General features: G+C 70.9%; 18 protein-coding genes and 1 pseudogene. 6 read left to right on the top strand and 13 right to left on the bottom strand.

What is annotated here, in order from left to right; all coding sequences use genetic code 11:
• The first annotated feature begins 5 nt into the window (after nucleotides 1–5).
• Complete coding sequence (locus tag AB0I98_RS04460; protein WP_362935118.1) at nucleotides 6–932, top strand: oxidoreductase; 927 nt, start codon at nucleotides 6–8, stop codon at nucleotides 930–932.
• A 27-nt stretch (nucleotides 933–959) separates the two neighbouring features.
• Here AB0I98_RS04460 and AB0I98_RS04455 read toward each other — a convergent pair whose 3' ends face one another.
• The 10 genes from AB0I98_RS04455 to AB0I98_RS04410 all read right to left on the bottom strand — a co-directional run bounded on the left by AB0I98_RS04455 (nucleotide 960) and on the right by AB0I98_RS04410 (nucleotide 11,741).
• Nucleotides 960–1,727, bottom strand: coding sequence for a glucose 1-dehydrogenase (locus AB0I98_RS04455; RefSeq protein ID WP_362935115.1), 768 nt, complete (start codon nucleotides 1,725–1,727; stop codon nucleotides 960–962).
• Between the two features lie 68 nt (nucleotides 1,728–1,795).
• Nucleotides 1,796–3,184: an MFS transporter gene (locus AB0I98_RS04450; protein WP_362935112.1), complete on the bottom strand. Its 1,389-nt coding sequence runs from the start codon at nucleotides 3,182–3,184 to the stop codon at nucleotides 1,796–1,798.
• Nucleotides 3,185–3,274: 90 nt separating this feature from the next.
• Nucleotides 3,275–3,859 (bottom strand): TetR/AcrR family transcriptional regulator, encoded by a 585-nt coding sequence (locus tag AB0I98_RS04445; RefSeq protein ID WP_362935109.1) that lies wholly within the window; start codon nucleotides 3,857–3,859, stop codon nucleotides 3,275–3,277.
• A 69-nt stretch (nucleotides 3,860–3,928) separates the two neighbouring features.
• Nucleotides 3,929–4,282: a nitrite reductase small subunit NirD gene (gene nirD / locus AB0I98_RS04440; protein WP_362935106.1), complete on the bottom strand. Its 354-nt coding sequence runs from the start codon at nucleotides 4,280–4,282 to the stop codon at nucleotides 3,929–3,931.
• Nucleotides 4,279–6,885 carry a nitrite reductase large subunit NirB gene (gene nirB, locus AB0I98_RS04435; RefSeq protein WP_362935103.1) on the bottom strand — a complete coding sequence of 869 codons (2,607 nt, stop codon included), beginning with the start codon at nucleotides 6,883–6,885 and terminating at the stop codon, nucleotides 4,279–4,281. Before nirB ends, nirD begins: the two co-directional genes overlap by 4 nt.
• Nucleotides 6,885–8,099, bottom strand: coding sequence for an FAD-dependent oxidoreductase (locus AB0I98_RS04430; protein WP_362935100.1), 1,215 nt, complete (start codon nucleotides 8,097–8,099; stop codon nucleotides 6,885–6,887). Before AB0I98_RS04430 ends, nirB begins: the two co-directional genes overlap by 1 nt.
• 284 nt (nucleotides 8,100–8,383) lie before the next feature.
• Nucleotides 8,384–9,028 (bottom strand): biliverdin-producing heme oxygenase, encoded by a 645-nt coding sequence (locus tag AB0I98_RS04425; protein ID WP_362935097.1) that lies wholly within the window; start codon nucleotides 9,026–9,028, stop codon nucleotides 8,384–8,386.
• Nucleotides 9,025–10,164 carry a polyprenyl synthetase family protein gene (locus AB0I98_RS04420; RefSeq protein WP_362935094.1) on the bottom strand — a complete coding sequence of 380 codons (1,140 nt, stop codon included), beginning with the start codon at nucleotides 10,162–10,164 and terminating at the stop codon, nucleotides 9,025–9,027. The genes AB0I98_RS04425 and AB0I98_RS04420 overlap by 4 nt, the downstream gene beginning before the upstream one ends.
• A 235-nt stretch (nucleotides 10,165–10,399) precedes the next feature.
• Nucleotides 10,400–11,044, bottom strand: coding sequence for a class F sortase (locus AB0I98_RS04415; RefSeq protein WP_362935091.1), 645 nt, complete (start codon nucleotides 11,042–11,044; stop codon nucleotides 10,400–10,402).
• Between the two features lie 178 nt (nucleotides 11,045–11,222).
• Nucleotides 11,223–11,741, bottom strand: coding sequence for a hypothetical protein (locus AB0I98_RS04410; protein ID WP_362935088.1), 519 nt, complete (start codon nucleotides 11,739–11,741; stop codon nucleotides 11,223–11,225).
• Between the two features lie 279 nt (nucleotides 11,742–12,020).
• Here AB0I98_RS04410 and AB0I98_RS04405 point away from each other — a divergent pair, with 279 nt between their 5' ends.
• Nucleotides 12,021–12,650: an NAD(P)H-dependent oxidoreductase gene (locus AB0I98_RS04405; protein ID WP_362935085.1), complete on the top strand. Its 630-nt coding sequence runs from the start codon at nucleotides 12,021–12,023 to the stop codon at nucleotides 12,648–12,650.
• A gap of 79 nt (nucleotides 12,651–12,729) precedes the next feature.
• Entirely contained in the window at nucleotides 12,730–13,215 is a 486-nt protein-coding gene (locus AB0I98_RS04400) for a hypothetical protein (protein ID WP_362935082.1), read from the top strand.
• Here the strand turns inward: AB0I98_RS04400 and AB0I98_RS04395 are convergent.
• Nucleotides 13,208–13,387 (bottom strand): annotated as a pseudogene (locus AB0I98_RS04395) (IS110 family transposase); the annotation flags it as partial. The gene AB0I98_RS04400 and the pseudogene AB0I98_RS04395 overlap by 8 nt on opposite strands.
• Nucleotides 13,388–13,738: 351 nt before the next feature.
• On the opposite strand from AB0I98_RS04395, the gene AB0I98_RS04390 reads away from it, so the two are divergent.
• Both AB0I98_RS04390 and AB0I98_RS04385 read left to right on the top strand, forming a co-directional pair.
• Nucleotides 13,739–14,086: a peptidase inhibitor family I36 protein gene (locus AB0I98_RS04390; RefSeq protein ID WP_362935079.1), complete on the top strand. Its 348-nt coding sequence runs from the start codon at nucleotides 13,739–13,741 to the stop codon at nucleotides 14,084–14,086.
• Between the two features lie 314 nt (nucleotides 14,087–14,400).
• On the top strand, nucleotides 14,401–14,652 hold the full coding sequence (locus AB0I98_RS04385; RefSeq protein ID WP_362935725.1) for a hypothetical protein: 252 nt from the start codon (nucleotides 14,401–14,403) through the stop codon (nucleotides 14,650–14,652).
• Nucleotides 14,653–14,865: 213 nt separating this feature from the next.
• Here the strand turns inward: AB0I98_RS04385 and AB0I98_RS04380 are convergent, their stop codons facing one another.
• Complete coding sequence (locus tag AB0I98_RS04380) at nucleotides 14,866–16,542, bottom strand: M4 family metallopeptidase (RefSeq protein WP_362935076.1); 1,677 nt, start codon at nucleotides 16,540–16,542, stop codon at nucleotides 14,866–14,868.
• A 142-nt stretch (nucleotides 16,543–16,684) separates the two neighbouring features.
• On the opposite strand from AB0I98_RS04380, the gene AB0I98_RS04375 reads away from it, so the two are divergent.
• A complete protein-coding gene (locus AB0I98_RS04375; protein WP_362935074.1) occupies nucleotides 16,685–17,113 on the top strand; it encodes a gamma-glutamylcyclotransferase family protein in 429 nt (142 codons plus the stop codon).
• A 6-nt stretch (nucleotides 17,114–17,119) separates the two neighbouring features.
• Here AB0I98_RS04375 and AB0I98_RS04370 read toward each other — a convergent pair whose 3' ends face one another.
• Entirely contained in the window at nucleotides 17,120–19,213 is a 2,094-nt protein-coding gene (locus tag AB0I98_RS04370) for a molybdopterin oxidoreductase family protein (protein WP_362935722.1), read from the bottom strand.
• Nucleotides 19,214–19,569: the final 356 nt, after the last annotated feature.

Below are 19,569 nucleotides of genomic sequence, written 5' to 3'. Positions count from 1 at the left end.
CGGCCATGGCCGGCTGGAACACGATGGAGATTCCCGATCAGCACGGCCGCGTCGCCGTCGTCACCGGCGCCAACAGCGGCCTCGGATACGTCACCGCGCGGGAGCTGGCCCGCAAGGGCGCCCGCGTGGTGCTCGCCTGCCGCAGCGAGGCCCGCGGCACCGAGGCCGGCGACCGGCTGGTCACCGAAGCGCCGGGCACGGACGTGGAGTGCGGTCGGCTGGACCTGGCGGACCTGGGTTCCGTACGGGATTTCGCGGCCTGGTATCCGTACGACCGTCTCGATCTGCTGATCAACAACGCCGGAGTGATGGCGCTGCCGTACGGGACGACGGCGGACGGCTTCGAGACGCAGTTCGGGGTCAATCACCTGGGCCACTTCGCGCTCACGGGACGGCTGCTGCCGGTGCTGCTCGGCACGCCCGGGGCGCGGGTGGTGACCGTCTCCAGCACCATGCACGCGCTGTCCAACATCGACATCGACGACCTCAACAGCGAACGCCGCTACAGCCGTTGGATCGCCTACGCCCGCTCCAAGACGGCCAACCTGCTCTTCACGCACGAGCTGGCCCACAGGGCGGCGGCCGCCGGCGCGGACCTCCTGGCCGCCGCCGCGCACCCCGGTTACGCCGCCACCAACCTCCAGACCGCCGGCCCCCGAATGGCGGGCAGCAAGCTCAGCGAACGGTTCATGCTCCTCGGCAACCGCATCTTCGCCCAGCCCGCCACCGCCGGCGCCCTGCCCACCCTCTACGCCGCCACCGCCCCCGACGTGAGCCCCGACTCCTTCACCGGCCCGTCGTTCGCGGGCCGGCGGGGCGCGCCGGGCCGGGCCTGGCGAGCGCCCTGGACGCTCAACGACCGGGCGGGGGAACGCCTTTGGGAGGCGTCGGAGCGGCTGACCGGGGTGGCGTACGACGGGCTGAAGGCCTGAGCACGCCGTCCCGGGCAACCCCTCTGGTTACAGCGACGCGCCGCCGTCGATCACCAGGTCCGTGCCGACGACGGAGGCCGCCGCGTCGGAGGCCAGATACAGGACGGCCTCGGCCACCTCCTCGGTCGAGGAGACACGGCCCAGCGGCGACTCCTCCTTCATGCGCGCCGTACGTTCGTCCACGGTCTCGCCGGGCCGCAGCGACATGGACGTGGCCGAGGCGCCCGGGCTGACGGCGTTGATACGGATGCCGTCGGCGATGTGGTCGAGCGCGGCACCGGCGGTGAGCGCGGACACCGCGGCCTTGGACGCGGCGTATGCGGTCGTGCCGGGCCACTGCTGGTGCGCACCCAGGTTGGACGAGACGTTGACGATGACCCCGCCGTCCGGCTGGGCCCGCATCTGGCGCACCTCCGCCTGCAGGGAGAGGAGCACGCCGGTGACATTGATGCCGAGGAGGGTCTGCCAGTCGGCCTCGGAGAGGTCGGCGACGGGCCGGCCGCCTCGGAGGACCCCTGCGTTGTTCACGGCGATGTCGAGGGAGCCGAAGCGGTCCACGGCCGTCCGGACGAGCGCCTCCACGTCCGCGGCGTGGGCCACGTCGGTGATCTGTGCGACCGCGGTGCCGCCGGCCTGCTCGGCGAGGGCGACGGTCTCGTCCAGCGAGGTCCCGGTACGGCCCGCGACGACGACGGACGCCCCTTCGGCGGCCAGCGCGAGCGCGATGGCCCGCCCGAGGCCGGATCCGCCTCCGGTGACGAGTGCGGTGCGGCCTGAGAAACGGTTTCGGGACATGGGTGACTCTCCTTTTGCAGGATGGTGTGGTGTACGGACCCGCCCGGCCGGAGCCGGGAGCGGGGAGGTCAGAAACGGGCGAGGCGCAAGCTAAGGGCGGCTGTGGCGAACAGGGCCGCGGTCGCGGTGAGGCTCGCCGTGTCACCGCCGACCGCGAGCACCAGGGCGAAGACGACGGTCGGCCCGGTCTCCATCGCCGTGTTGTGCACCCCTCCCGCGAGGCCGCTCCGCTCCGCCGGCACGCGCTCCGTGGCCAGCACGGCGGCCCCCGCGAAGGAGACGGCGGCCCCGGCGGCCAGCAGGACGAATCCGGGCAGCATCCCGTAGGCGTACGGGACTGAGCCCCCGACTCCGAGGAGCGCGAGGAGCATGAGGCCGACGGCCCCCGTGGCCAGCCCGCCGCCGGTGACGAGAGCCGCCCCGTACCGCCCGATGAGCCGCCCCGCCACCCGGCTCGCGATGATGAGCGCGGCGGCGAAGGGTACGAACGCGGCCGACGTACGCAGCGCCGACCAGCCGCGTTCGTCTTGCAGGTGGAGCGAGAACAGCACGAAGACCGTCGCGGTCCCGGCCGCGGTCAGCGCGGTGGCGGTGAGCCCGAGCGCTCGCCGCCTGTCGAGGAGGAAGCGCGGCGGCAGCAGCGGATCGTCTGCGCGATGCTCCGTCGCGACGAAGGCGGCCAGCAGGACGGCTCCGGCGGCGAGCGGCGCCAGCACGCGGACGGAAGTCCACGGCCAGGCATCGGTGAGGACGAGCCCGTAACTGGCGGAGATGATGCCGGCCGTGACCAGGAACGCGCCGGTCAGGTCGAGGGCGGGGCGCCGCTGTCCGGGCACGTGCTCGGCGCCGAGGGAAGCCGGAGGAGCCGGCGGCAGCACTCGGGGCGCGAGGGCGAGCGCTGCCGCCGTCACGACGAGCGGCACGGCGAGGGCCCACCGCCAGGACGCCAGGGCGGAGACGACCCCGGAGAGCAGGTTGCCCGCGGTGGCGCCGAGAATCGACAGGCCACCCCAGGTGGCGATCGCCCTGCGGTGGGCGGCCGGCGCGGGGAAGACCGACCGCAGCAACGCCATCGCGGCCGGGGCGACCAGGGCCGCGCCGACGCCCTGAGCGAACCGGGCCACGAGCAGCGCGGCGTAACCGGGCGCGAGCGCCGCGGCGGCCGACGAGCTGCCGAACACCAGCAGTCCGGCCGTGAGTACCCGGCGTCCGCCGTGCCGGTCCGCGAGCCGTCCGCCGAACAGCAGCAGACCGGCGAACGTGAGCCCGTATGCGGCACTGAGCAGAAGCAACTCCTCGCGCCGCAGCCCGAATTCGTGCCCGATGTGCGGCAACGGCACGGCCACGGCGGCCAGCGTGAAGATCAGCGTGATCTGCACGGCGCCGAGCAGCGCGAACGGCGCCTTGGTGGAGCGAGGTAACGCCGGTTTCGCCGCGGTGCCGTCGACCGTGGTCATTGCGCTCCTTTTTTGACTGATCGGTTCAGTATGAGGTCGTGGGAGAGGAGGGGCGTGGGGGCACGGGGTGCCTCGAGCGGCGCGCGGGTGTCAGTCCAGCAAGCTCAGCGCCTGCTCGGTCGCGTCCCGCACGCGTGCCGGGTCGGTCGACGCCTTGCCGACCACCCGCAGGCCCTGCATGAGGACCAGCAGCATGCGGGCCAGGGCTCGCGGATCGCGGTCTTCCGGGAGCTCGCCCTGCGCCTGGGCGCGCACGAGGGCGGAGTGGAGAGGTGTTTCGAGATGCTCCCAGCTGAGCTCCACGCGGCGGGCCGCCGCCGTGTCGTGCGGTGCCAGCTCGGCCGCCGTGTTGGTGATGAAACAACCGGCCCTGCGGCGGGCCTCGTCCGCGGCCTCCGCGGCGAACCGCCGCACCACCGCGCGCACGGCGGGCAGCGCCGGCCCCGGCTGGGACAGCTCGCGCAACAGCCGCGGATCGCGCATCTCGGAGTACCGGTCCAGCGCCTTCAGATACAGCTCGTGCTTGTTGCCGAAGGTCGCGTAGATGCTGGCGCGGCCGATGCCGAGGTGCTCGACGAGGTCGGACATCGACGTCGCTTCATAGCCGCGCTGCCAGAACAGCTCCAGGGCTGCCTGCAGCGCGGCGTCCGGATCGAACTCCTTGGTCCTGGCCACGTGGTGCAGCCTAGGCTCAATGAGAACGATCGGTCAATAAAGCTTCTTCGGGGGACGGGGAAGACTCTCTCAGGAAGCGGCGCGCACCTCGTACGCCGTGATCCGTACCGTGTCGTCGTCCAGGCACTGCCCGGTCGCCAGGTCGAAGCGCTGCTTCAGCAGCGGGGAGGCGACGAAGGGGCGGCCTTGGTGGGAGCCGATCAGGCCGCGGGAGAGGACCGCCGCGCCGCCGAACGGGTCGCGGTTGTCGACCGCGTAGAGGTTGCCCGCCCGGTCGCGGAAGACGGCTGCCTGCCGGCCGTCCGGCAGCAGGGCCGCCACGCCGCGGCCCGGCAGCAGGAGGTTCAGGTCGCAGACGGTGAACCAGCTGTCGTCGAGGCGGAGTTGGACCTTCAGATCGGTCGTCTCGGGGGCCAGGGTCATCGCTGGGCGGTTCCTTCCAGGACGTCATCGGCGGGGCGCAGGCCGATGGACAGCAGCGGCAGGTCGGGCTTGATCTGGTCGCGCTCGGGGACGAAGCCGACGACCGGGTCGGGGGTGTCCGGCGCGTTCACGAAGGACACGAACCGGGCGAGCTTCTCCGGGTCGTTGATGGTGTCGGACCACTCGTCGCGGTAGTTGGCGACGTGCGCGGCCATCAGCGTCTCCAGCTCCTCGCAGATGCCGAGGGAGTCCTCGACGACCACATCGCGTACGTGGTCCAGGCCGCCCGGGATCCGCTCCAGCCACGTCGAGGTGCGCTCCAGGCGGTCGGCGGTGCGGATGTAGAACATCAGGAAGCGGTCGATCAGCCTGATCAGCTCGGCGTCGGTCAGGTCCTGCGCGAGCAGGTCCGCGTGGCGCGGGGTCGCGCCGCCGTTGCCGGCGACGTACAGGTTCCAGCCGTTGGACGTGGCGATCACGCCGAAGTCCTTCGACTGGGCCTCCGCGCACTCGCGGGCGCATCCGGAGACCGCGGACTTCAGCTTGTGCGGGGACCTGAGCCCCCGGTAGCGCAGCTCCAGGTCGATCGCCATGCGGACGGAGTCCTGGACGCCGTAGCGGCACCAGGTCTGGCCGACGCAGGACTTCACCGTGCGCAGGGACTTGCCGTAGGCGTGGCCGGACTCGAAGCCGGCGTCCACCAACCTGGTCCAGATCAGCGGGAGTTGCTCGACCCGTGCGCCGAACATGTCGATCCGCTGGCCGCCGGTGATCTTCGTGTAGAGGCCGAAGTCGCGGGCGATCTCGCCGATGACGATCAGGCCCTCGGGGGTGATCTCACCGCCGGGGATGCGGGGGACGACCGAGTACGAGCCGTTCTTCTGGAGGTTGGCGAGGAAGTGGTCGTTGCTGTCCTGGAGGGCCGCCTGCTCGCCGTCGAGGACGTAGCCGCTCGCGCCGATCGTGGGGGCGAGGGAGGCGATGATCGACGCCACCGCGGGCTTGCAGATCTCGCAGCCGTCGCCGCCCCGGGCGTCCTCGCGGCCGTAGCGGTCCAGCAGATCCTGGTAGGTGTTGATGCGCAGGGCGAGGACGATCTCGTACAGCTCCTCGCGGGTCTGTGAGAAACAGCCGCACAGGCCCTTGTCGACCTCGACGCCGCTGGCCTCCAGCTCCGCGGTGATCAGCTGGCCGAGCACCTTGACGCAACTGCCGCAGCCCGTACCGGCCTTGGTGCACTTCTTCACCTCGGGCACGGTCGTGCACTGGTGGTCGGTGACCGCGCCGCGGATCGTGCCCTTGGTGACGTTGTGGCAGGAGCAGACGACCGCGTCGTCCGGCAGCGCGGACGGGCCGAGCTGGGCGCCGCCGCTCGCGCCGGCCGGGAGGACCAGCGACTCGGGCGAGATCGGCGGGACCGAGCCGGTCAGGGCGCGCAGGGTGCCGTACGCGTCCGCGTCGCCGACCAGGATGCCGCCGAGCAGCGTGCCGTCGCGGCCGATGACGAGCTTCTTGTACAGGCCCGCGCGGGAGTCGGAGTAGACGACGTCGAGGCAGTCGTCGGTGGAGCCGTGCGCGTCACCGAAGGACGCCACGTCCACGCCGAGCAGCTTCAGCTTGGTGGAGAGATCGGCGCCGGTGAACTCCGCCTCGTCCTGCGCGATGGTCGCGGCGGCCGTCTCCGCCTGCTCGTAGCCCGGCGCCACCAGGCCGTACACCCGGCCGTCCGACGCCAGCGCGCACTCGCCGATCGCGAACACATGCGGGTCGGAGACCGTACGGCACTGCTCGTCGACCGTGATGCCGCCGCGCTCGCCGACCGTCAGACCGCAGTCGCGGGCCAGCTGGTCGCGGGGGCGGACACCGGCGCTGAACACGACCAGATCGGTGGCGAGTTCGGAGCCGTCGGACAGCTTCATGCCGGTCACGGCGCCGTCCGCGTCGACCACGATCTCCTGCGTGCCGACGCCCGTGTGGACGCTCAGGCCCATGTCCTCGATCGTGCGCAGCAGCGCCGCGCCGCCGCCGTCGTCCACCTGGACGGGCATCAGTCGGGGCGCGAATTCCACGATGTGGGAGGTGAGTCCGAGGCCCTGCAGCGCGCCCGCCGCCTCCAGGCCGAGCAGACCGCCGCCGACGACCGCGCCGGTCGTGGCCGTCTTCGCGTACTCCTCGATCGCGAGCAGGTCCTCGATCGTGCGGTAGACGAAGCAGCCGGTGGCGTCCTTGTTGGGGACGGGCGGCACGAAGGGGAAGGAGCCGGTGGCGAGGACGAGGGTGTCGTACTCGAAGACCTCACCGGACCTGGCGGTGACCTTCTTCGCCTCGCGGTCCACGGAGACGGCCGGGTCGCCGACGCGCAGCTCGATCGAGTGCTTCTCGATGAACTCCATGTCGGTCATCGACAGGTCCTCGGGCGTCTTGCCCGAGAAGTACGAGGTGAGGCCGACGCGGTCGTACGCGGGGCGCGGCTCCTCGCACAGCACGACCACGCGGTGCGTGGCGGTCAGGCCGCGCTCGGCCAGCGCTTCGAGGAAGCGCTGGCCGACCATGCCATGGCCGACGAGCACGATCGTGGGGGTGGCCCCCAGGGTGGCGGTCATCAGGAGCCTCCATCGTTGGTGAGCAGGTGGAGCAGGGGGGCGCCGTCGGCGGGAAGCGGCTCTGCTCCCTCCCAGGCGCGGGCGAGGGCGCCGACGGTGCCGAGTTCGCCGACCAGTACGCCGCCGACCACGCGGTCGTCGCGGACGACGACCTTGCGGTAGGTGCCGCGGGTGGCGTCGGCGAGCTGGACGACGTCGTCGCCCGGCAGCGGCACGGTCTCGCCGAACGCGGCGAGGTCGAAAGCGTCCGTCCCGTTGAGCGTGAGCCGGGTCAGCGAGCGGGTGCCGGTGTAACGGGCGCCCGCGTTCCCCGCCAGCATCTCGGCCAGTACGTCGGCCTGGTCGAGAGCCGGAGTGGCGAGCCCGTACAGGACGCCGTCGTGCTGGGCGCAGTCGCCGATCGCCCGGATGTGCGGGTCGGACGTCCGCAGTTCGTCGTCGACGATGACGCCCTTGCGCACCGCGAGCCCGGCGATCTGCGCGAGGCCCACACGGGGGTGGACCCCGCAGGCCAGGACGACGAGGTCGGCGTCGAGGGCGTATCCGTCGGCCATCTCCACCGACCGGACCGCGCCGCCGACACAGCGCACGTCGCGCACCCGGCACTCGGTGTGGACCTCGACACCGAGATCCTTCAGGTGCCGCAGCACCAGCTTCGAGGCGTTCGGGTCGAGCTGGCGTTCCATGAGCCGCTCGGACTGCTGGGCGAGCACGACCTGGGCGCCGCGCATGGCGAGCGCGCGGGCCGCGGAGACCCCGAGGAGCCCGCCGCCGATGACGACCGCGCGCACACCCGGCCGTACCGCCTTGGACAGGCCGAGGCAGTCGTCCATGGTGCGGAACGCGTGCACGCCCTCGGGCAGCACATGATCGGGGGTGAACAGGCCGCGCAGCGGTGGGAGCACCGGGTTGGAGCCGGTGGCCAGGACCAGCGTGTCGTAGGGGACCGTCGAGCCGTCCTCGCACTCCACCTGCCGCCCGGCACGGTCGATCCCGGTGACCCGGGCCCGGACAAGACCGGCCGGGGAGGGCAGCGCGATCACCTCGGGGGCGTACCGGCCGGCCAGCACCTCGGCGAGCAGCACCCGGTTGTACGGCCGGTGCTCCTCCTCGCCGATCAGCGTCACGGGCGTGCCGAGCTCACCGAGCCGCCGGGCGAGACGTACGCCCGCGAGGCCGGCGCCGATCACCACCACACGCGTATTCGAGGTCATGCCCTTGAGCGTGCGGTGCCGGTGTTACCCGGCCGCATCACGTCTGTTTCCCGTGAGGAACGCTGCCCTCAGCGGCGGCCGGGGGTGGGTGTGAGGGTTCGGAGGGTGCGCAGGTCGCGGGCTGTGAGGCGGGGCCGGTACGGGTGACCGAACCGGCGGTTTCCGTGTTGCCACCATCGTCTACGAAGCGGGGGCGGGCCGGGCCGGAGGGGGCGGCTTTGAGCAGCTCACGCGCGGGGAGGCAGGCGATGGGCACTGCCTTGCCCAGGTTGCTGTCCGCTCGCTTATGTCGGGTTTGTGTCGGCAGTGGCTCGCGTGGGTGGAGCGAGGGCCTGGGCTACTGATGCTGTGTGGTGGTAGGCGCGCTCGGCGGCGGCGAGGACGCGGGCCTCGGTGTCCGGGTCGGTCATGGCTTCGTTCAGGCGGATGGTGAAGCGTGCCCAGCGGGCGCGATCGCCGCTGCCGTAGTAGGCGAGGCCGTACGGGACGGTCAGGCGGTAGGCCTCGCTGACGTACCGGTGCAGGAGCAGCGCGCCGAGGGTGGAGCCCTCCATGACGTAGAGGAAACCGAGCAGGGCGTCGGGGTCCGCGGCCGCTGTGCGCCGTATCTCCTCCGCGAACGCCCGTCCCGCCACCCTCGCCTGGGGCGGCGGGTGGATGCCGGACTGCGTGAAGTACCTCAAGTCCCGCTCCAGGAGCGGAAGTTTGGCCAGATCCGGTGACCAGACGTGGGTGACGGACGGGCTGGTGGCGCGGGAGAGCTCGCCTTCGAGTGCTGCCAGCGCCTCCCGGTAGGCGGCGAGCTGGCCGACGTAACGGTCGAGCGGGAGCGTTCCGGAGAGCATCGCGGTGGCGAAGGCGGTGGTCTCCAGGGCGTCGTGCCACGCGCGCGTGGCGGCCCGCAGGCGTTCCACGGGGGTCGCCGTCACACGCCCGCCCGTTGCCGGACCGTCTCGTGGAGCCGGTCGATGAGGTGGCCCTTGCGCTCGATCGTCACATCGAAGTACGCCGCACTGCGCGCCGAACGGCACACGCGATGTACGGCCTCCTTCGCGGAGTGCTTCAACTCCACTGCTTGGCCGGAGAGTTCGAGAAGGGTCTGCTGAAGTCCCGGATGACCGAGGACGAACGCCTTCAGCTGCTCACCCTGCGCGGGCGGCCCAGTCCGAGTGGAATCGACCAGCTCCAGGAAGACCCGGTTGCTCAAGCCGTCGAAGTCCTCGTGGGTGTTGGCGCCGCCGAGCTCCGGCACGACGTCGGTGAGGTCGTTGAACAGCTGGCTCGCCAGCCCGAGCCGGCGCATCGCGTCGTCCAGTGTGCGCCGCTCGTCCTCGATGACACCGAGCCCGGCGACCGCCGCGTCCAGCGGCATCCGGAACAGCGTTCCGGTCTTCAGCGCCGCCACCGACTCCCAGAACCGCACCCGCTCCCCGTGCGGCGCGGCGAGCAGCTCGGCGCGGGTGCGGGCGGTCCGTGTCGACATGTCGCCCGCCTGGCCGGTGAAGCCGTTGCCCACAGCACGGACGAAGCTGGCCACCACCGCCGGCTCGGCCGCGTGCCGCAACGCCGCCATGATCAGCCACGAAGCGGTGTTGAGGGCGAGCGGTATCCCATGGGTGATGTGCAGTGCGGGCTCGCCGTACCGTACGTCGCTGCCGTCCTGGATGTCGTCGAGCACGACCGCGGCCTTGAGCAGGATGCGTACGGCTACCGCGGTGCGGCGGATCAGGGCGAGGTCGGTGGCGTCGTCGCTGGTCGCGCGCTGGAAGCCGCGGTAGTTGCGGTAGGCCCAGTAGACGATCGAGGGCCGTAAGGGGGACCCGCTGTGGCCGGGTGCCTGTGGAGCCGGAGGCAGGGCGGCCTGCCCCACCTTGGATGCGAGGGCATCGGCGACCGGTGCGTAGAGGGAACGGCTCAGGGCCGCGCCATAGAGGTCCCCCTCGGTGGGAAGCGACCCGATGAACTCGCGCAGGTCGTCCTCCAGCAGCGTGGCATCCTGCCGCACCACCGCCTCGACTCCGGCGGTCCCCGTGGTCGTCGTCGCCGTACGTGCCGTGTCAGCCACGTCCACCTCCCCGCCCTGACTGCCACGGTCCGCCGCGCCGACGGTTCCGGCCAGGTCAGCTTTTCGCCATAACTGTGGGGGCATGTGGCGGCATGTGAGGGGAGACCGGTTTTGCTCTGCGCGATGAGTCGCGCCCGCGAAGGGGCGCGGGGCTGTGACATCAGCGGCTCCGCCGCGGGGCGCGACCAGCCCCCACCGGCCCGCGGGCTCATCACCGCGCTTCCAGCGGAGCGCTTTAGCGGCTGCCCGTCAGATGTGCGAAGACGACCACGTTCCCCTGATAACCGGTCGCCCGTGAGTAGCCGCCGCCGCAGGTGATCACCCGTAGCTCGGGCCGGTCCGCCGCCCCGTACACCTTCTCGTCGGGGAAGTCCTTCGCGTCGTACACCTCGACGGCGTCCACGGTGAACACGGCGACCCCGCCGTCGCGCCGGTCCACCTCCACCGTGCTGCCCCGCTTCAGCGCACCGAGGCCGTAGAAGACGGCGGGTCCGTCGGCGTTGTCGACGTGCCCGGCGACGATGGCGGTGCCCGTCTCGCCCGGGGTGGTGCCGGCCTCGTACCAGCCGGCGAGGTTCCTCTGCCCGGCCGGCGGAACCTCGAGACTGCCGGTCTTGGTCAGCCCGAGGCCCATCAGGGGGGCGTCCACGCGGAGCGACGGGATGCGGATGCGGTCGGGCGGGGAGGGGGGCAGCGCGGGCGCGGCGGACTGCCGTACGGACGCTTCGGCGTGTGCTTCCTGTGCTTCCCGGGCGGACGGCTGAGGAGGGGCGTGCGTCCGGGCGCCGCTGCTCAGCAGCCAGGCGCCGGTGCACAGGGAGGTCAGAGTCACGGTCGCTATCGCGGCGTTGGCTATGACGGCTTTGCCCGACCTGCGCATACGACCTCCTGAAGCGACCTCGTAAAGCGCCCCCGTGAAACGACCCCGTAAGACGACCCCGTAAAGCGACCCTGAAGCGGGCTGGCCCGCCCCGATCCCCCTCCGGGCCGCGAGGGGCGTCGGACCCGGAGGGGGAGGGGACGTGCGGTACCGGCGGACGGACAGCGGAGGGTGTCCGTCAGATCCCGTCGCCTCTCGCCCGGCGATGCAGGAGCCAGGTACCGCCCGCGGCGGCGACGGCCAGAGCCGCGATGCCGGCCGCGGTCTGCACGGGATCGGGGCCCAGGGCGCCGCCGACCCCCGTCTTCACACTGCCTCTGGGGTGTACCTGCTGGGGCGCCGTCAGCGTGACCACCAGGTCGCCGGTGATCCGCTTGCCGTCCTCGGCGCAGGTCGCGACGATCTCGTACGTCCCCGGCTGCGCGCTCGGCGGCACCCTGAACTGCCCGATGGCGTTGCCCTTGTGTGTGCTGGGCGCGAGCGTGAACGAACCGGCGCCGACCGCGCTGGCGTCCCCCGCCGCCGTGCCCGTGTCGCCGCATGCCGTCGTGTTCACCGAGACCTGGCCGCCCGGCACGACAGAGGACGGAAACACCTCCAGACTCCCGGCGTCCGCCGCGTACGCGGGCACGCTGCCGAGGCCTGCGGCGGCTACGGCGAGTGCGGCACCGGACAGCAGGCGGGCGGTACGTCGCATTCGGTGCTCCCTCGAGATCAGCGGTGGTTTCCCTTCCGAGGAAAAAGGCAGGACGCCGAGCGCGCTTCCTGAGCGGGTGGCGGAAATGGGGTGAACGGGTGCGGTGAGGGTCGTCCGGGGGCTTCCCGGGCCGGCATTTCGGCAGGTCACCGGCGTGTGGGAGGCGGCCTTCGGTAAAGAACCGGAAGGGGGCGGGACGGGGGTGTGAACGGGTGACCCGGAGACGCCGGGCGGCCGGACCTTGACCTCAAGTTAGGTTGAGATATGAGGCTGGGCGCCATGCAGACGAATTCCACTCCTGAATCCGCTCCTGAATCCGCTCTCGAGTCCGCTCAGGACATTCCCCTGAACCTGACCCTCGTCATCGGCAGCAACCGCCACGGCCGCTTCGGCCCCGTCGTCGCCGACTGGCTACTCGCCCGCCTCCGGGACCGGGACGACCTGATCCCCCAGGTCGTGGACGTAGCCGAGATCTCCCTCCCGACATCCCTCGCCCCGACCCCGCAGGCCACCGCCGAACTGTCCACGGTCACCCCGAAACTGGCGGCCGCCGACGCGTTCGTCGTCCTGACCCCGGAGTACAACCACTCCTACCCGGCCGGCCTCAAGAACCTCATCGACTGGCACTACACGGAATGGCGCGCCAAGCCGGTGGCCCTCGTCTCCTACGGCGGCCTGGCAGGAGGCCTCCGCGCCGTCGAACACCTCCGCCAGATCTTCGCCGAACTCCACGCCGTCACGATCCGGGACACCGTGTCCTTCCACAACGCGGGCGCGTCCTTCGACGACAACGGACGCCTGAAGGACCCGTCTGCGGCGGATGCGGCGGCGAAGGCGATGCTGGATCAGTTGGTGTGGTGGGGGAGGGCGCTGCGGGAGGCCAAGGGGCGGTGGCCGTATGCGGGGTAGTGGGGCTGGGGGTGCCCCTATGCGGTTCGTCAAGGAAATCGGGCTGCATCAGAGACGTGAACCAAGGCAGCATGGCGGTGTGTCTGATCTGCTGTGGGGCGACGTCCAGTACTTCTTCGACCTGGATGAGATGGGGACGCTGCCGGACGTGCGCGTCCCTGATACCTCGGTGGAGGACTGGCAGGCGGTTCTCGACCTAATCAGCGCGAGTGGCTGGAAGTGCCAGTACTCCGAGGGCGAAGTCGTGATGTCGGTGCCCCGGGCGGAGGCAGTGCTGTCCCGCCCGGCTGACGCCGAGTGCCCGGACCTGCGGGTCTGGCCGACAGCAGACGTGCTGGCGATTTTCCGCTTTCACGCGCCGGAGGAGATCGACTTCGATGTTGATCTGCGTGAGCTGCAGGGCCAAGAGCGACTCGATGTGTTCTGCGGCTTCCTGCGGGCGATCGGGCGACGGCTGGGCAAGCCGGTGCTGATGGATCCGGAGGGCGATTACGGGCATCCGGTTCTCGGGTTCGATGTTGAAGCCGATCGGGTCGTTCTCCTGGCTGAACTCCCGGTCAGCTGACCGCTGATGCCGGCTGCGATTCGTAGAAGGTTCCGTCTCGGAGCACCGCGAAGAGCACGTCGGCCCGGCGGCGGGCGAGGCAGAGCAGTGCCTGAGTGTGGTGCTTTCCCCGAGCGGTCTTCTTGCCGTAGTAGGCCCGTGATGCCGGGTCGGCCAGGGAGACGAACGCGGCGCAGACCGTGGAGGACAAGGGTGACGACGCGGTCTCCGATGACGAGACCTGCACCCGCACCTGGTCGCCCGCAATGCGTCCGCGGGTCTGACGTCTGACTCCATCAAGTCTCGACGCCGATCACCTCCACCTACAGCGAGCCACAAGATCGTGTTACGAGTTCTAAGCGCTGGCATCGCATGTTCCCGCGCAACCCATGACTGTGGCTGCGGGTATACGGAAACCTTCGGATCAGGATCTGGCGGCGGCCGCACCGGCCTTGAGCATGACACGACCGGTCCTCGCCACACTCGGCTGTGCACCGGCTTCCACCTGCGGGGACCGGCCTGTACCTACCTTGAAGGGACTCGTATGAAACGCCGATCGCTCAGCATCCTGTTCGCGGCAGCTCTGACAGCACTGTTCGTGACGAACACGTCGACGTCGGCCGAGGCGGCCTACGAGGACTGCGCGGTGTTCCCCGGGTTCTGCCTGTGGGAGAACCAGGACTTCACCGGGCGCATGCACGTACTAGCGGAGCGCGGGTGCCACAACGCGTCGGAAGTAGGACTCGCCGCCATCGGCTCGGCGCGCAGCGGTTATGGCTGGATGTCCGTCTACACGGGCGAGAACTGCACAGGCACGGAGATCTTCGCCGCCTCGGAGGGCACTGTGTTCGACCCGCCGGGGAAGAGCTTCAGGTTCTGGAGGATGGCGTGAGCCGGACGTGACCCGGGCGGCGACGCCGAACGTCGGCAGCCGACGACAACGCCGGAGTTCGGCGTATCAGGCCCCGCGACGGCGGCATGATCCTCCGTACAGCCCCTAAGGCTGGCTGTGATGAGGTTGGTCTGACGTGTGCGCAGAGGCCGGCGGTATACCGATGTGGGCGTGGCCGAAGACTTCCGACGACATGTTCGGGCGAGGCCATGCTCATCGTGCGGGAGGTCGCCGACCGGTGGGGCGTGTGCGAACGGGCCGTGGGTAAGGCGGTTTGGTGCGAGCTGGACGTCGTACGAGAAGCGGCGTCGGCGATGACGGCCGAACCGCTCAAGACCTTCGTCAACGGCGTAGAGGTCAACGTTCCCAACAGCATCCCCGACATCCGCGCGGCCCTCCCGGACGAGCGGCGCGAGGAGTTCGACCGGGCCATCAACGAGGCCGGCGTGCATGACATCCACGCTGTTATGCGGCACTGGATGCTCCAGGCCGCACCCGACTCGGAGGCCGATGCGCTTCTGGAGCGGCTGGCATTGGACGAGGCTGAGAGGCGGGGCGTCGCTTGAGCCACCGCGCCGCCTACGCACCGCCCGCAGCCTGCCATCCCTGTCCTCCGCCGGTGCCGTGGTCGGCTCCGGCGACGGCACCCTGACCGTGGGCGAAGTAGGAATGCCCCCAACTTTGCCGGGGTCCTACGTTTGGAGCCGCTCCCTACCCCGCCCGTGCTGCTCCCGCGGCCGTCCCGCTGCTCTGAACGAAACGGCCGCCCCCCAACCACCTCACCCCACGTTCACAGCCCCCCAAGCCGCAGCCACGGCGTCGTGCTCAACACCCCCAGCCCCATAAAGATCCGCAGCCGCCCTCAACGTAGCCCTCCGAGCCCCCGCATAATCCGTCGACGACGTCATATACACCGTCAGCGCCCGGTACCAGATCGCCCCCAGCTTCTCCTGCCCGATCCCGGCGACCGAAGACCCGTCACACGTAGGCGAGTTATGAGCAACCCCGCCGATCGCCTTCGGCCCGCTCCCCTCCGCCAGCAGATACGCGAAGTGGTTGCCGACGCCCGACGAGTAGTGGACGTCGAGCTTTCCGGTCCCGGCGCTCCAGCAGTCCACCGAGTTGCCGTCCTTGGACGGCTGGTCCATGTACCTCAGCGCATCCCGCCCAAGCCCCGGGCGGACGATCTTCTCGCCGATCAGCCAGTCACCGGGGTCCTTGGCGTTCCCCGCGTAGAACTCCACGAGCGTCCCGAAGATGTCCGACGTCGCCTCGTTCAGTCCGCCCGACTCGCCCGAGTACGTCAGCGCCGCCGTCGCCGATGTCACCCCGTGCGACATCTCGTGCCCTGCCACATCCAACGACACCAACGGACCGAGCTGCGTCCCGTCGCCGTCTCCGTATGTCATGCAGAAACAACTGTCGTCCCAGAAGGCGTTGTTGTACCGGGTCCCGTAGTGCACGCGGTTGTACGAGCCGACGCCGTCGCCGCGGATGCCGGAACGCCCGTGCATGTTCTCGTAGTAGTCCCAGGTGACGTCGGTGCCGTACTGCGCGTCCACCGCCGCCGACGCGCGGTCGGTCGTCGTGCCCGTGCCCCAGTGGTTGTCGGTGTCCGTGAACACCGTGGAGGGGGCGCGGCTGAGGCAGATCGTCGTCAGCAGGCACAGGTCCGTCTTGTTCGCCGCGTCGCCGGTGTACGTGTTTCCGCGCGTCGGGTCCTTGAGTGCGTACGTCGATCCAGACGCCGTCGTCTCCAGCGGGACCGTGCCCGAATACAGCGACTCCCCGTCTCCGGTCGCCGTCTCCAAGACATCCCACGCGTCGATCTGCTCGCCCGTCACGGCATCGGTCAGCACCGTGCGCGCGACGGGGTTGCCGAGAGAGTCCTGGGCCGTCGCGTCCGTGCGCCAGGCCAGCTTCGGGGCGCCGTGCAGGGCATCGACGACCAGCTGCGGCCTCGACGTCAACTTCCGTAGCGTCTCGCCCAGGTTGGCCGCCCGCAGCGCATTCGCCGCCAGGTCCGCAGCGCGGGGGCCCGACAACTTGGGTGTCACGCTCGGCAGGGCCACCGCCTGCCGGGTCGCGCGCGACACGCTGCGATACGTGCCGTCAGGAGCCAGGTGGACGACGAAGTCGCCGCCCAGGACGGGGAGATGACGGTACGTCCGGTCGTAGCGGACATGCTGCGTGCCGTCCGGGTCGACGATCACGTCCCGGACCTTCGTGTCCGTCGCGGAGGTCAGGCCCAGCGCCGTCGCGTGCTGAGCGAGCGCTGCTGCCGCATGCTCCAGCGCCTTGGCCCGGGTCGGTCTGTCGGTGGCGTCCGCCGTGGGGGAGAGGACGGCGGCCAGCAGAGCGGCTGCGGTGGCCGCCGTGCCGGCCGCGGCGAGACGGGAACCTCGGATGTTCCGGGTCCGGGTCCGGGTCCGTGTCCGTATGCGTATACGGCTCATGGGTCTCCTCAGGGAGGCGCCTGGGGCTGGCGCGTGGGGACGGGGGCGTGATCGTTTCTGCGGTCCTGCGATTCAAGGGGCCGCTGACCTGCCATGTCCATGGCGCTGATGAGGAGATGTGTGAGGAGAGAGAATCGTTTCTGTGAGACCCGCGAGACTTCCGTTCTTCGTCTACGGCACCCTCCGCCCCGGCGGGCCCAACCACGACCTCTTCCTGTGCGGCCGCACCGAGGCAGAGGAGCCCGGACAGCTCATGGGCGCGCTGCTGTACGACGGGCCCGGCTACCCGTATGCCGTGGAGAACCCACATGGCGGCCCGGTGCACGGCGAACTCGTCACCGCCCTCCCTGAGGCGTACGGCGAACTCCTCGCCGCCCTCGACCAGTTGGAGGAGTACGCCCCCGGCGACCCGCGCAACCTCTACGAGCGCGTCGCGCGTGATGTGGCGCGGGAGGCGGACGGGACGGCCGTATGCGCCTGGGTGTACGTCGCGGCGCCCGCAGTCGCCGTACGACTGCGGGCGCGCGGGAAGGTCATCGAGGGCGGGGACTGGCGGGCCGCCCGGCGCTGAGCCGGGTTACGGCTTCACCGTCTCCAGACGAACTGCACACGCCTTGAACTCCGGCATGCGGGAGGTCGGGTCGAGGGCCGGGTTCGTCAGCGTGTTGGCGCGGCCCTCGCCCGACCAGTGGAAGGGCATGAAGACTGTGTCCGGGCGGATCGTCGTGGTGATCCGCGCGGGGGCCACCGCCCGCCCCCGCCGGGACACGACCGCCAACCGGTCGCCCTCCTTGGCGCCGAGCCGCTCGGCCAGCCGCGGATGCAGCTCCACGAACGGGCCCGGCGCCGCGGCGTTCAGCTCGTCCACGCGCCGGGTCTGGGCGCCGGACTGGTACTGGGCCACGACCCGGCCGGTTGTCAGGAGCACCGGGTACTCGGCGTCGGGCTCCTCCGCGATCGCCCGGTGCGAGACGGGGACGAAGCGGGCGCGGCCGTCCTCGGTGGCGAAGCGGTCGAGGAAGAGGCGGGGGGTGCCGGGGTGCTCGCCGGCGTCGGAAGTGTCCGCCGGGGTCGGGCACGGCCAGAACACCCCGTTCTCGTCGATCAGCCTGCGGTAGGTGATGCCGGAGTAGTCCGCGGGGCCGCCCGCGCTCGCCCGGCGCAGCTCCTCGAAGACCTCCTCGGGGTCGGTCGGGAAGCCCTTCTCCACGCCGAGCCGGTCGGCCAGTTCGTGCATGACGTCGAGGTCGCTGCGGATGCCGTCGGGCGGGGTGATGGCCTGCCGGCGCAACAACACCCTGCCCTCGAGGTTGGTGGTGGTACCCGTCTCCTCCGCCCACTGGGTGACCGGGAGGACCACGTCGGCGAGGGCGGCCGTCTCGGACAGTACGACGTCACATACCGCAAGGAAGTCCAGGGACTTGATGCGCTCCTCGATATGCGCCGCCCGTGGCGCCGACACCACCGGATTCGACCCCATCAGCAACAACGCCCGAATATCCGTGCCCAGCGCGTCCAGCAGCTCGTACGCACTCCGCCCCGGTCCCGGCAGCGAGTCCGGGTCCACGCCCCACACCTCCGCCACATGCTGCCGCGCCGCCGGGTCGGTCAGCTTGCGGTAGCCGGGCAGCTGGTCGGCCTTCTGGCCGTGTTCGCGCCCGCCCTGTCCATTGCCCTGCCCCGTCAGACAGCCGTACCCGGACAGCGGGCGGCCCGCCCGGCCGGTCGCCAGGCACAGGTTGATCCACGCGCCCACCGTGTCGGTGCCCTTGGACTGCTGCTCGGGCCCGCGCGCGGTCAGCACCATCGCGGCCTCGGGCTCGCAGAACATCCGTACGGCCTCGCGGAGTTGGGGCACATGGACGCCGGTGATCCGCTCCACGTATTCCGGCCAGTGCGCCATCGCGGCGGCCCGGGCGTCCTCCCAGCCGGTCGTCCGCTCGCGGATGTACTCCTCGTCGGTGCGGCCCTCGGCGACGATCAGGTGCAGCAGGCCCAGGGCGAGCGCGAGGTCGGTGCCGGGCCGGGGCGCCAGGTGCAGGTCGGCCTGCTCGGCGGTCTTCGTGCGGCGCGGGTCGATGACGATCAGCGTGCCGCCGTTCTCGCGCAGCTCGCTGAAGAACCGCAGGGCTGGCGGCATCGTCTCCGCGAGGTTCGAGCCGACGAGGATCACGCAGCCCGTCTTCGGGATGTCCTCCAGGGGGAAGGGGAGGCCGCGGTCCAGGCCGAACGCCTTCATGCCGGCTGCCGCCGCCGAGGACATGCAGAAGCGCCCGTTGTAGTCGATCTGGGAGGTGCCCAGCACCACCCGCGCGAACTTGCCGAGCGTGTACGCCTTCTCGTTCGTCAGTCCGCCGCCGCCGAAGACCCCGCACGCGTCCGGACCATGTTCCGTGCGCGTGCGGGACAGCCCCTCGGCGATCCGGTCCAGTGCCTCGTCCCAGGAGGCGGGCACGAGCTTGCCCTCGGAGCGCACCAACGGGGAGGTCAGACGCACCCGGGACGAGAGCACCGCTGGCGCCGTACGGCCCTTGCCGCACAGCGCACCCCGGTTCACCGGGAAGTCCGCGCGCTCGGTCACCTCGACGGTCCCGTCAGGGGCCGGCGTCAGATTCATCCCGCACTGCAGGGCGCAGTACGGGCAGTGCGTGGGCGTCGCGGAGTTCTGCATGTCATTCAGCATGCTTCGTCCTTGTTACGGGTCGGGACGGCTCTTTGTTACACGGCCGGGACGACGACCTCCCCGCCGCCGCCGGAGCGACGTGAGGCGCACGGCAGCCCGCCCCTGAGCCGCCGCCGGGCGGTGCGCAAGGTGCCTTTGGTGTGAAAGGCGCCACATGTGGCTCGTTCCGTACTGTAGTTGGCCGGTCGCAGGTTGTTGAGTATTGGAGGACCCGGCTTCTACAGTCGGGCCTTCGCGCGACTCCGTACGGCGTTCGACATACCGGGCATGCCCGCCGCTCATCCCGGATCCGGCAAGGCAGTAACCGCCATCGAAACAGCCCGTCAAGCGAAACAGCCAGGAGG

It is taken from the genome of Streptomyces sp. NPDC050211, from assembly GCF_040656035.1.
In the GTDB taxonomy this organism is placed as follows: Bacteria; Actinomycetota; Actinomycetes; order Streptomycetales; family Streptomycetaceae; genus Streptomyces.
The sequence above is the reverse complement of the archived record's forward strand: the minus strand, read 5'-3'. Positions and strand labels throughout refer to the sequence as shown.

Coding starts and splice junctions, on each gene's coding strand:
- nirB (WP_362935103.1), bottom strand. CDS start 6,885: ATGACCGCCACCCTGGGGGCCACCCCCACGATCGTGCTCGTCGGCCAT.
- AB0I98_RS04380 (WP_362935076.1), bottom strand. CDS start 16,542: ATGAGCCGTATACGCATACGGACACGGACCCGGACCCGGACCCGGAAC.
- AB0I98_RS04385 (WP_362935725.1), top strand. CDS start 14,401: ATGACGGCCGAACCGCTCAAGACCTTCGTCAACGGCGTAGAGGTCAAC.
- AB0I98_RS04450 (WP_362935112.1), bottom strand. CDS start 3,184: ATGACCACGGTCGACGGCACCGCGGCGAAACCGGCGTTACCTCGCTCC.
- AB0I98_RS04390 (WP_362935079.1), top strand. CDS start 13,739: ATGAAACGCCGATCGCTCAGCATCCTGTTCGCGGCAGCTCTGACAGCA.
- AB0I98_RS04415 (WP_362935091.1), bottom strand. CDS start 11,044: ATGCGCAGGTCGGGCAAAGCCGTCATAGCCAACGCCGCGATAGCGACC.
- AB0I98_RS04460 (WP_362935118.1), top strand. CDS start 6: ATGGCCGGCTGGAACACGATGGAGATTCCCGATCAGCACGGCCGCGTC.
- nirD (WP_362935106.1), bottom strand. CDS start 4,282: ATGACCCTGGCCCCCGAGACGACCGATCTGAAGGTCCAACTCCGCCTC.
- AB0I98_RS04370 (WP_362935722.1), bottom strand. CDS start 19,213: ATGCAGAACTCCGCGACGCCCACGCACTGCCCGTACTGCGCCCTGCAG.
- AB0I98_RS04455 (WP_362935115.1), bottom strand. CDS start 1,727: ATGTCCCGAAACCGTTTCTCAGGCCGCACCGCACTCGTCACCGGAGGC.
- AB0I98_RS04405 (WP_362935085.1), top strand. CDS start 12,021: ATGCAGACGAATTCCACTCCTGAATCCGCTCCTGAATCCGCTCTCGAG.
- AB0I98_RS04410 (WP_362935088.1), bottom strand. CDS start 11,741: ATGCGACGTACCGCCCGCCTGCTGTCCGGTGCCGCACTCGCCGTAGCC.
- AB0I98_RS04430 (WP_362935100.1), bottom strand. CDS start 8,099: ATGACCTCGAATACGCGTGTGGTGGTGATCGGCGCCGGCCTCGCGGGC.